The 11,308-nt window shown below is 44.1% G+C and carries 11 protein-coding genes and 2 rRNA genes (1 of these 13 cut by a window edge); 7 read left to right on the forward strand and 6 right to left on the reverse strand.

Features of this window, described 5'->3' with window-relative positions; translation table 11 throughout:
* The first annotated feature begins 1 nt into the window (after position 1).
* Positions 2-772 carry a TIGR01457 family HAD-type hydrolase gene (locus IGI72_RS03200; RefSeq protein ID WP_010748835.1) on the forward strand — a complete coding sequence of 257 codons (771 nt, stop codon included), beginning with the start codon at positions 2-4 and terminating at the stop codon, positions 770-772.
* Positions 769-1,407, forward strand: a complete 639-nt coding sequence (locus IGI72_RS03205) for a TIGR01906 family membrane protein (RefSeq protein WP_074934539.1) — start codon at positions 769-771, stop codon at positions 1,405-1,407. The genes IGI72_RS03200 and IGI72_RS03205 overlap by 4 nt, the downstream gene beginning before the upstream one ends.
* Before the next feature lie 203 nt (positions 1,408-1,610).
* On the opposite strand, the gene IGI72_RS03210 is transcribed toward IGI72_RS03205, so the two are convergent.
* The 5 genes from IGI72_RS03210 to IGI72_RS03230 form a co-directional block, all read right to left on the reverse strand.
* Positions 1,611-2,477 carry an IS3 family transposase gene (locus tag IGI72_RS03210; protein WP_311776546.1) on the reverse strand — a complete coding sequence of 289 codons (867 nt, stop codon included), beginning with the start codon at positions 2,475-2,477 and terminating at the stop codon, positions 1,611-1,613.
* 26 nt (positions 2,478-2,503) lie between these two features.
* The gene (locus tag IGI72_RS03215; protein ID WP_438753124.1) at positions 2,504-3,196 is read right to left on the reverse strand and encodes a transposase; all 693 of its coding nucleotides are present in this window, start codon (positions 3,194-3,196) and stop codon (positions 2,504-2,506) included.
* 96 nt (positions 3,197-3,292) lie between these two features.
* The gene (locus IGI72_RS03220; protein WP_005227653.1) at positions 3,293-3,802 is read right to left on the reverse strand and encodes a phosphatidylglycerophosphatase A family protein; all 510 of its coding nucleotides are present in this window, start codon (positions 3,800-3,802) and stop codon (positions 3,293-3,295) included.
* Positions 3,803-3,910: 108 nt separating this feature from the next.
* Complete coding sequence (gene yqeK, locus IGI72_RS03225; protein WP_271771015.1) at positions 3,911-4,552, reverse strand: bis(5'-nucleosyl)-tetraphosphatase (symmetrical) YqeK; 642 nt, start codon at positions 4,550-4,552, stop codon at positions 3,911-3,913.
* Between the two features lie 5 nt (positions 4,553-4,557).
* The gene (locus IGI72_RS03230; RefSeq protein WP_010748839.1) at positions 4,558-5,535 is read right to left on the reverse strand and encodes an NAD(P)/FAD-dependent oxidoreductase; all 978 of its coding nucleotides are present in this window, start codon (positions 5,533-5,535) and stop codon (positions 4,558-4,560) included.
* A gap of 140 nt (positions 5,536-5,675) precedes the next feature.
* Between IGI72_RS03230 and IGI72_RS03235 the strand changes: the two genes are divergently transcribed.
* Positions 5,676-6,263: a peptidylprolyl isomerase gene (locus tag IGI72_RS03235; protein ID WP_005227659.1), complete on the forward strand. Its 588-nt coding sequence runs from the start codon at positions 5,676-5,678 to the stop codon at positions 6,261-6,263.
* Between the two features lie 90 nt (positions 6,264-6,353).
* Here the strand turns inward: IGI72_RS03235 and IGI72_RS03240 are convergent, their stop codons facing one another.
* Complete coding sequence (locus tag IGI72_RS03240; RefSeq protein WP_167822736.1) at positions 6,354-7,535, reverse strand: MalY/PatB family protein; 1,182 nt, start codon at positions 7,533-7,535, stop codon at positions 6,354-6,356.
* A 93-nt stretch (positions 7,536-7,628) separates the two neighbouring features.
* Here IGI72_RS03240 and IGI72_RS03245 point away from each other — a divergent pair, with 93 nt between their 5' ends.
* The 4 genes from IGI72_RS03245 to IGI72_RS03260 form a co-directional block, all read left to right on the forward strand.
* Entirely contained in the window at positions 7,629-8,009 is a 381-nt protein-coding gene (locus IGI72_RS03245; RefSeq protein ID WP_005227662.1) for a CvfD/Ygs/GSP13 family RNA-binding post-transcriptional regulator, read from the forward strand.
* A 67-nt stretch (positions 8,010-8,076) separates the two neighbouring features.
* Entirely contained in the window at positions 8,077-8,439 is a 363-nt protein-coding gene (locus IGI72_RS03250; protein WP_005227664.1) for a hypothetical protein, read from the forward strand.
* 565 nt (positions 8,440-9,004) lie between these two features.
* Positions 9,005-10,564 (forward strand): 16S ribosomal RNA (locus IGI72_RS03255).
* A 229-nt stretch (positions 10,565-10,793) separates the two neighbouring features.
* Positions 10,794-11,308 (forward strand): 23S ribosomal RNA (locus IGI72_RS03260) (it continues 2,400 nt past the right edge of the window).
* Together the 16S and 23S rRNA genes form the textbook arrangement of a ribosomal RNA operon.

Genomic DNA, 11,308 nt, shown 5'->3' on the forward strand with positions numbered 1-11,308 from the left:
GATGAAATATAAAGGCTATTTGATTGATTTAGACGGCACGATTTATTTAGGAAAAGCGCCGATCCCTGCTGGGAAACGCTTCGTAGAATCCTTACAAGAAAAAGGACTGCCCTATTTATTTGTGACCAATAATACGACCCGCAGTCCTGAAGTCGTGGCGCAGCGATTAGCGGATGAATTTTCAATCCATGTGGCACCAGAAACGATCTATACCGCAAGCTTGGCGACAATCGATTTTATGAAAGACCATGGCAAAGGCCGCAAAGTATTTGTGATCGGCGAAGCGGGGTTGATTGATTTGATTTTAGCTGCTGGGTTTGAGTGGGAGGAAACCAACCCAGATTATGTCGTGGTTGGCTTAGACAACCACGTGACCTATGAAAAATTTGTTTTAGCAACGTTAGCGATCCAAAAAGGAGCAACCTTTATCGGGACCAATCCAGACAAAAATATCCCGACGGAAAGAGGTTTATTACCTGGTGCAGGTTCACTGATCGCAATGGTGGAGACTGCCACCCAAACGCAACCGATCTTTATTGGCAAACCAGAAGCCATCATTATGGAAAAAGCGGTGGCACACATCGGCTTATCAAAAGAAGAGGTCTTGATGGTGGGGGACAATTACGAAACCGATATTCGCTCGGGGATCCAAAACGGGATCGATTCTTTGCTCGTATTATCTGGCTTTACCCCGAAAGCGGCAGTTCCGACATTACCAGTAGCACCAACCTATGTGGTGGATTCTTTAGATGAGTGGGATTTTGAACAATGAAAAAACAAGTGTGGCTTGAACGCTTAGGATTTGTCTGCTTGTTTTTGTTTTTGGTCAGTCTAGCGATCACCCTAACGATCAATTTTCGACCGTTATATTGGTTTGATGTCGATCACTTGAATCTGCTGGATTATACCTCGCTAACAAGAGAAGAGTTGTTGAAGAACTATGGCTTATTGTTAGATTTTCTAAACAATCCCTTTGCAAGTACGCTCGCCTTGCCAGATTTTCCAATGTCTGAAGCTGGCGCTGGGCATTTTTACGATGTGAAACAGTTGTTTCTATTAAATTATGCCGTGATGATCGTCACTTTGCTGCCCAGTATCTGGTTCGTCAATCGGTTACGGCAAAAACAACAGCAATGGCGCTTGATTCGTCCCTTTCAATGGGGGATGATTTTGCCGCTGATTTTCGGGTTTTTGATGGCTGTCGGCTTTGACCGCTTTTTCGTTACGTTCCATGAGATTTTCTTCAGTAACGACGATTGGCTGTTTAATCCAGCCACCGATCCGATCATCAACGTGCTGCCAGAAACGTTTTTCATGCATTGCTTTATTCTCTTTTTCGTCTTGATTGAAGTCTTCTTTTTTGCCTTCTATTGGTGGGGCAAACGAGGCTTGAAAAAAACAGCGTAATGAAAAAAAGACCAACGATCCCCTTTGCTGGGCTCCCCGTCAAGTGGACAATGAAATAGAATAAAATTATTTTGACGACTGTCTACCGAAATTCGGTAGGCAGTTTTTATGTTTTTTACTTTGTTTAACCTCAACTTTGCTCGACTGGCCTCCTTCTTGGTTAAGCGGATTTATTCTATTCGCTTGTCCAAGAGGGGGAGTGATTAAGCTGCCATTAATAATTCTTGATGAACTTGGATCGGTGTTTTGCTCTTCAAACATCGTTGATAGCGACCATTGTTGTAATAGTTCATGTATTTCTCGATCATTTCAACGAGACTTTCTCTACTGATAAACTTTCGCCGATAATATTTTTCTCGCTTAAGCATTCCCCAGAAGCCTTCCATTGGACCATTATCGGTACAACGGGCGACACGAGACATACTCTGCTTCATTTTCGCTTTCTTTAGCTTTGTGCAAAAAACTTTACTTGTATATTGAAATCCGCGATCGCTATGAAATAGCGGATGAGCGGTTGGCTCGGCGGCGACTGCTTGATCGAAGGTATCAAAGACTAATTTATTGTCATTTTTGTCGCTGATGACAAATGAAACAATGCGACGATCGGCGAGATCGAGAATAGCGCTCAAATAGATTTTCTTCACTTCGGCCCCTTCATAATACTTGAATTCACTCACATCTGTTAGCCATTTTTGATTCGGTTGATCCGCATAGAACTTTCGATTCAAATAATTTTTCGCAATATGATACGGAGTCTTGGATGCCTTAGTGATACTATTGCCTGAATGCTTGATGGTTGATTGGATTTGAAGTTTGCGACAGATTCGAAGAATACGCTTGTCATTCACTTGAAAGCCATAATCATTCACGAGATCTTCACAGATTCTGCGATATCCTTTATCGTTGTCTGCTTCATAAATATAACGAACAAGGTCTGCCAACTGTTCATTCAATACCACTTCAGGCAGTTTGGGATTTTTTAACCAACGATAATAGGCCGATCTTGTGACATGGAGCAGGGTACACATGGTGTTAATTGGATAGCTTTTTGTCTCGTGCAGCTCTTTGATCGATTGGTATTCAAACGTATGACGAACTAATTCAAATCCCGCCTCCTTTCTAACTCGCTGACTTTTTTTAACAGGTCATTTTCCATTTCAAGCAACTTGATCCGTCGTTCTTGTTGAGCCAGTTTATCGCGCATTTCTTCTTCGGGTGTTCTGGCAGGTTTACTTCCCGCTCGTTGCCCTCGACGGTCTTCTAAGCCTTTTTCTCCCATCTCGTCGTATTTCAACACCCAGTTCCGAACTTTTTGGTAAGAGACTTGGTACTGAATTGCGGTTTTCCCATAGTCTCGACCGTTGATAATACAGTCATGCACAATTTTAATTCGTTCATTCAATGTTGTTTTTCTGGATTTACTCATTCTACTTCCACCACTTTCTGATTTGAAGTTTCTATGAGTATTATATATCTTTAACCAGTCTTCTAATTGTTTTTTGTTACGAAGCCCGTATTTCTTGGCGACAGCTCTTAAGCTACCATGTGTTCCAGCTAAATAATCATGGACCGCATTCAGTTTCAACTCTGTTGAGTATGATTGATTCCTTTTTGTAGGGAGTAAACCTGTGGGTCCTTCATTCTCATAAAGAGTGATCCACCTTTCTATCGTACTGAAACTTACTTGTGCTTCTTTGGCCAGGCTGTTTATGCTAGCTTCATTTTTTAAAGCTCTTTCTACAAAAGCTAGCCGTTCTTCTGAACTTAATTTCATTTTTCCTCTAGACATACAAACTCCCCCTATATAAGCCACTTTATATTTCAGTGTCCTATATAGGGGGAGCATATCACCTTCCTTTGAGGGAGGCGAATCGTCGGTCTTTTTTTATTGCGTAATGTAATGAGATTTACTTGGGTGTTGATGGGCTAAGCGACTTGCGGCAGAAGCTGCGATGGCACCTACGATATCATCTAAAAAGGTGTGAACGCGGGGACCGTCGTGCTTGTTCAGTTCTTTCAGAATACCCGGTTTGACTTTATCAATGTATCCATAGTTAGTAAAGCCGATCGAGCCGTACACGTTGACGATGGATAGAGCGAGGATCTCATCGATCCCATAAAGCCCTTCGTCTTCTTTAACGATTTCTTGCAGTGGATGCAGCAGTTGATTTTCTTCTGCCAAAATATCCAATTGGACCCCCGTTAAAATCGTGTTGTGGACTTCCCGCTTGCTTAAGACAGCGTTGACGCTTTCGATACACATCTCCAAGGTGATGCCTTCAATGTAGTCTTTTTGCAAGAACATCACCAGTTCACCGATGTCTTGCAGCGAGACACCGCGGTCGGCCAACAATTCTCTTGCTTTGTCTTCAAGTGTTTTGCTTTCTAATACCATATAGTTCCCCTCCATGTAAAAATAGTTTATTCAAAAGTCAACATGCGACTGATGGATTGCGATCATAAGTAGTGCCCTATTCCAGTTGCAGGCCATACCATTTGGGTTTTAGTCCCTTCTGACATCCATTGAAGCACAGGTGTTGGCTAGTTCTGCTTTGGCTGCCACTGCCCAAGGATGGGGGACCACCAAGTCACCAGCAAAAAGCCAGTCCATATAATACCCAGCGGCGGCTTCCAAGGAATCATCGAGGCGGTCTAATAAGCCGATTAAGAAAGGCGCTTGATCTTTACGATCCCATTTGATTTTGTCGGCTAAAAAAACGAGTAGATCGAGACGACGATAATGGGCCTTTAAGGTGGTATGGCAGCTGATGGCGGACAGAATTTCTGGATCAGACACCTGAAAAACCGTTTTTGCCAACAAAGCGGATTGCTGCTGATGCAGCAAAAAAGGTGCTTGCCGCTCCGCGTCTAAGATCGGTTCGCCTATTGCTATCTGCAAGGCGATTCGCTGGTCATGAGGGATGACGACGCTGACATCGTGCAGTAGTCCTGCCAAGTAAGCTTTCTCCGCATTGACTTGAAACCGTTCTGCCAATCGTTTGGCTTCTTGGGCAACGGTTAGATTGTGGACTGCCGTTTCGGCATGATCGAAGGCTTCCAGATACTGAACCATTTGCTCAGTGAGGGTCTCCCCCTGTAAAGGGAGGATATAGGAGGCAAGTTGGTGTTGACCAGCTTGTTTCATCTCAGCTACTCCTTGAAAAGACTTGTACTATGGGCAGGTTGTGTCCGCGTTTTGGGATCAATGTAGTGGAGCGCATTGTTCACCGCAGTTGGGGCTTCCCCGAAACCAGTAGCGATCAGGTCGACTTTTCCATCGTATAAAACGACATCCCCACAGCCATAGATTCCAGGAACAGACGTGCTCATATCTGAAGAGACGAAGACTCCTTGGCGACTGCTTTTCATGCCCCAATCCTTGATGTTCAATGTGGAAGAAAAACCGTAATTGACGATCAAAGCATCCAATGAAAGGCTGACCGTTTCATCACCCTTGACTTGCTGCAACGAGACACCAGTCAAACGTTGCTCTCCTTGGATTTCTTGGATCACATAAGGAGTCAAAATGTTGACGGCAGAAGCCTGTAATTTGCTGACGCTATGTTCATGGGCACGAAATTCAGGACGGCGATGGATCAAGTAGACTTCACTAGCGATCGGCTCTAGCATCAATGCCCAATCGATGGCAGAATCGCCGCCACCGGCAATCGCTACTTTGCGTCCAGCATACTTCATCAAATCGGTGACAAAATAGTCTAAGCCGTATCCTTCAAACCGCTCGCTTTCTGGCAAAGTCAGTTTGCGTGGCTGGAAGGAGCCGTTTCCTAAAGCCAAAATCACGGCTTTCGAGTAATGGATTCCTTTGTCGGTGGTGACTTCGATATAGTCTTCTTGTTTTTCGACCGACAAGACGGTCTCTTCTAAACAATATTGGTGATTGAAGGTCGTCAACTGTTTTTCCAGGTTTTGGACAAGATCGCCCGCTTTGATTTTCGGATAACCTGGGATATCGTAGATGTATTTTTCTGGGTATAAAGTAGCAAGCTGACCGCCTAATTGCGGCAAGCTGTCGATGATCTTGGTTTTGGCGTTACGCATACCGGCATAGAAAGCAGAAAACATCCCGCTAGGTCCCGCGCCGATAATCGTTATATCAAAAATATCCATGTTATTCCTCTTTTCTAACCACGTTGGGGTGAAGCGTGTTCGTATTGTACGAATAGCTTCATTATAGCAAAAATTATCCAAACTAGCATTTTTTCAATTTTCTGCTATCATGGATTTATGAGAGAGAAGGAGGAGTTAATGTGTCTGAATTTCCACAGTTAGCATTAGAAAAACAAACTGGCCATAAAGCAGTCATCAAAACCAATCGTGGGGATGTAGTTGTACAATTGTTCCCAGAATTGGCACCAAAAACAGTGAAAAACTTCGTTGAATTAGCGAAAAAAGGGTATTACGATGGGATCATCTTCCACCGTGTCATTCCTGATTTTATGATTCAAGGCGGCGATCCAACTGGTACAGGGATGGGCGGCGAAAGCATCTATGGCGGCAGCTTTGAAGATGAATTTTCAAAAGAATTGTTCAATCTTCGTGGCGCTTTATCCATGGCAAACGCTGGTCCGAATACTAACGGCAGCCAGTTTTTCATCGTAAACAATCAAAATGTTCCTAGCAACATGTTAGGTCAATTAGAAGGTGCTGGTTATCCAGCTGAAATCATCGAAGCGTATCAAGCAGGTGGTACTCCTTGGTTAGATTTCCGTCACACAGTCTTCGGTCATGTGATCGAAGGAATGTCAGTCGTTGATGAAATCGCTGGCGTGCAACGAGGACCACAAGATCGTCCAGTGCATGATGTAGTGATCGAAACGATCGAAATCAGCGAATAAAACAAAAGAACCCAAAAGCAGTTTCAACGGTCATCCTCAAGGAGGTCGTTGAAATGGCAGCTTTAGGGTTCTTTTTTTCATAAGAAAGAGTTAACCGATCGGTTGGTCTTTAAACGCGGCGGCGATTTGATTGAGTGCTTTTTCTAATAGCTCTTTAGGACAGGCAAAGTTCAGCCGCATATGGTGACTGCCGCGAGGACCAAAGATACTTCCTTGATTCAATACGACATTGGCTTCTTTGATCAGTTTGCGCTGCAGCTGATTGTCCGTTAGGCCATAGGCAGAAAAATCCAGCCAGATCAAGTAAGTACCTTCGGGTTTTTGAAAGGTCACTGCTGGGAGTTGTTCAGTCAAAAAGTCGCAGACAAAGGTGCGATTTGCTTCTAAATAGGACAAAAGTTCTTCTAACCATGCTTCAGATTCACGATACGCTGCTTCAGTAGCGACCAACCCAAACGTATTGATTTCCCCTTGAACGTTGCGTTCTTGTGTTTTTGCAAATTGGCTGCGCAAGGTTTTGTCTTTGATGAATACCATCGAATTTTTGATCCCAGCTAAATTAAAGGTCTTGGTTGCTGAGGTCAAGATGATCGAAAAATCGGCAAAGCTTGGCTCGACTGTTTGGAAAGAGACAAAGTGATTTGGCGCAAAAACGATGTCTTGATGGATCTCATCACTGACAACGACCACCTGGTGCTTTTGACAAATACGGCCGATCGTCAGCAGTTCTTCTTTTGACCACACGCGACCGCCAGGATTATGAGGATTACATAGAAGAAACAATTTTACCTTCTTTTCGATGATGGTTTGTTCCATCGCCTCAAAATCGATGACGAAGTGGCCATCTTTTTCCAATAATGGTTCTTGAATTAAGGTCCGCTGATTGTTTTTGACAACATGGGCAAAGGGATGGTAGACCGGATCGTGGATCAATACGGCATCTCCTTCTTGCGTATAACTTTGGATCGCCAGTGCAATACTAGGGACCACACCGCTATTAAAAAGGATCGCTTCTTTATTGATGGTATAACCATGACGTCTTTGCTGCCAATCGATGATGGATTCAAGCAGCGAATCAGGGATGGTGGAGTACCCATAGATCCCTTGGGCAACTGCTTTTTCTAACGCTTTTTTCACAGGTTCTGGTGCCAGAAAATCCATGTCGGCTACCCAAAGCGGCAACAAGTTTTCTTCCTTATAGGTTTTTGCAATGGTATCCCATTTGACGCTATTGGTATTTAAGCGCGGATGAACTTTGTCAAAATTGATCATGCGTTTCCCTCCTATATTGTGCAACGTTGTTTCTGATGCTTCAAATCTACCACTAGTTCAAGTATAATGAAAGTGGAAAAGAGAGGAAAGACTATGAATTATCAAATCGGGAACATTATAGAAGGAACAGTCACTGGGATTCAACCCTATGGTGCATTTGTTTCGTTAGATAAGGAAACACAAGGATTGATCCATGTTTCAGAGATCCAATCTGGGTTTACCAAAAATATCCATGAAGTCTTACAGATCGGGCAAAAGATCCGTGTACAAATCATTGATATTGACGAATACAGCCAAAAGATCAGTTTGTCCCGCCGTACATTGGAAACGAGTTTTGTTCAGCCACCCTTTAAGCGTAAACGCTACTTTACAAATAAGAATAAGCGGATCGGTTTTCGTACGATTGGAGAAGCTTTACCAGTGTGGGTGAAAGAGGCCAAAGAAATGTTAGAAAAAGAAAACAGCAGCAGATAATCGTGCATATTTTCTGAAAATGTGCTAAAATTAGTTTACAAACAGATGAATAACTGAGGTGGGTATTTTGGGATCCAAAAAAGTAGCGGGTACAGTTATGATGCACTTAGCAAATGGTTCGAAACGATTTTTGATGCAAATACACGAAGGCACTGCGGAATTAGCGTCAACGGATTTTTCTGAAGATAAAACCGGCTTGGCTACGATCTTACAATTGTTTAAAGACCGTATCCACCTTGATGTGACAGCGATCGAACTCGTTGAACTCACAAATGGCAATATTGATACGCAAAACATTCCTTTATTTGTTTTTGAAACACAAGAAGCAGGACAAACGCAACAGCTGCCAGAAGGGTATGCGTGGGAAGAGCCCAATATCTTTCGTAAGATCATTGAAGACTACGAGATTGAAGGCGTTCCGTTCTTTTAGCACCTGAATATTAGCGAAAAGACTGAAGACCGTTACGACGGTCTTTTTTTATTGAAAACTTTTTGTAAATAAAATGAAATATTTCCTTGACCTGAGTCAAGAAGAATGGTAAATTAGTCAACGTTGGCAATTGAGCCAGCGGGTCAAAACAACAGTTGAAAAAACTTCAAAAAAAGACTTGACCAAAAATGCAACAGATGATATTATAACGAAGTCGCAATAATAAAACAGTTAATCAATGTTGATAAATCAACAAAATTAATTGAAAAAAGTTGTTGACAAATAACAAATAATTTGTTATTCTGATTAAGTCGCTGAGGCAGCCGCTACGAAGTTGAAAAACAACGAGCGAAAAAAACTTTTAAAAAAGAGTTGACAATTAAACGTCGCTCTGATATGATATAAAAGTTGCTAACACAGCACGGTAGACCTTTGAAAACTGAACAAAGCAAGCAAACGAACCAATGTGTAGGACGTTTCAATTTATTGAAACAAATACATGCAAGCAATAGCTAGCAAAGTTAATTTTTATGAGCTTAATGACCGTATGGTCATTCAAACAAATCATTATGAGAGTTTGATCCTGGCTCAGGACGAACGCTGGCGGCGTGCCTAATACATGCAAGTCGAACGCTTTTTCTTTCATCGGAGCTTGCTCCACCGAAAGAAAAAGAGTGGCGAACGGGTGAGTAACACGTGGGTAACCTGCCCATCAGAAGGGGATAACACTTGGAAACAGGTGCTAATACCGTATAACACTATTTTCCGCATGGAAGAAAGTTGAAAGGCGCTTTTGCGTCACTGATGGATGGACCCGCGGTGCATTAGCTAGTTGGTGAGGTAACGGCTCACCAAGGCAACGATGCATAGCCGACCTGAGAGGGTGATCGGCCACACTGGGACTGAGACACGGCCCAGACTCCTACGGGAGGCAGCAGTAGGGAATCTTCGGCAATGGACGAAAGTCTGACCGAGCAACGCCGCGTGAGTGAAGAAGGTTTTCGGATCGTAAAACTCTGTTGTTAGAGAAGAACAAGGATGAGAGTAAAATGTTCATCCCTTGACGGTATCTAACCAGAAAGCCACGGCTAACTACGTGCCAGCAGCCGCGGTAATACGTAGGTGGCAAGCGTTGTCCGGATTTATTGGGCGTAAAGCGAGCGCAGGCGGTTTCTTAAGTCTGATGTGAAAGCCCCCGGCTCAACCGGGGAGGGTCATTGGAAACTGGGAGACTTGAGTGCAGAAGAGGAGAGTGGAATTCCATGTGTAGCGGTGAAATGCGTAGATATATGGAGGAACACCAGTGGCGAAGGCGGCTCTCTGGTCTGTAACTGACGCTGAGGCTCGAAAGCGTGGGGAGCGAACAGGATTAGATACCCTGGTAGTCCACGCCGTAAACGATGAGTGCTAAGTGTTGGAGGGTTTCCGCCCTTCAGTGCTGCAGCAAACGCATTAAGCACTCCGCCTGGGGAGTACGACCGCAAGGTTGAAACTCAAAGGAATTGACGGGGGCCCGCACAAGCGGTGGAGCATGTGGTTTAATTCGAAGCAACGCGAAGAACCTTACCAGGTCTTGACATCCTTTGACCACTCTAGAGATAGAGCTTCCCCTTCGGGGGCAAAGTGACAGGTGGTGCATGGTTGTCGTCAGCTCGTGTCGTGAGATGTTGGGTTAAGTCCCGCAACGAGCGCAACCCTTATTGTTAGTTGCCATCATTTAGTTGGGCACTCTAGCGAGACTGCCGGTGACAAACCGGAGGAAGGTGGGGATGACGTCAAATCATCATGCCCCTTATGACCTGGGCTACACACGTGCTACAATGGGAAGTACAACGAGTTGCGAAGTCGCGAGGCTAAGCTAATCTCTTAAAGCTTCTCTCAGTTCGGATTGTAGGCTGCAACTCGCCTACATGAAGCCGGAATCGCTAGTAATCGCGGATCAGCACGCCGCGGTGAATACGTTCCCGGGCCTTGTACACACCGCCCGTCACACCACGAGAGTTTGTAACACCCGAAGTCGGTGAGGTAACCTTTTTGGAGCCAGCCGCCTAAGGTGGGATAGATGATTGGGGTGAAGTCGTAACAAGGTAGCCGTATCGGAAGGTGCGGCTGGATCACCTCCTTTCTAAGGAATATTTCGGAAGACTACACATCGTTTGCCTTTGTTCAGTTTTGAGAGGTTTACTCTCAAACAAAATTTGTTCATTGAAAACTGGATATCGAAGAAATAATCAAAACAAGTAACACACACCGAGTTGAAATGTTAAAAGAGTTTTTTAATAAGTTCAACGCTTATTTTCTTGAGCAACCTTCTATCGCTAGAAGAAGTACTCAAAACCGACCGTAAGGTCAAAGGTTAAGTGAATAAGGGCGCACGGTGGATGCCTTGGCACTAGGAGCCGATGAAGGACGGGACTAACACCGATATGCTTTGGGGAGCTGTAAGTAAGCTATGATCCAGAGATTTCCGAATGGGGGAACCCAGCATCTTTTATAGGATGTTACGTCTGCGTGAATACATAGCGCAGTCGAGGTAGACGCAGAGAACTGAAACATCTAAGTACCTGCAGGAAGAGAAAGAAAATTCGATTCCCTGAGTAGCGGCGAGCGAAACGGGAAAAGCCCAAACCAACAAGCTTGCTTGTTGGGGTTGTAGGACTCCGATATGGTAGTCTATTCAGATAGTCGAAATACTTGGAAAAGTATGTCAAAGAGGGTAAAAACCCCGTAGGCGAAATTTGGATAACACCTAGGAGGATCCTGAGTACGGCGGAACACGAGGAATTCCGTCGGAATCCGGGAGGACCATCTCCCAAGGCTAAATACTCCCTAGTGACCGATAGTGAACCAGTACCGTGAGGGAAAGGTG

It is taken from the genome of Enterococcus sp. DIV1059_2, assembly GCF_051713685.1.
Lineage (GTDB): Bacteria > Bacillota > Bacilli > Lactobacillales > Enterococcaceae > Enterococcus_D > Enterococcus_D casseliflavus.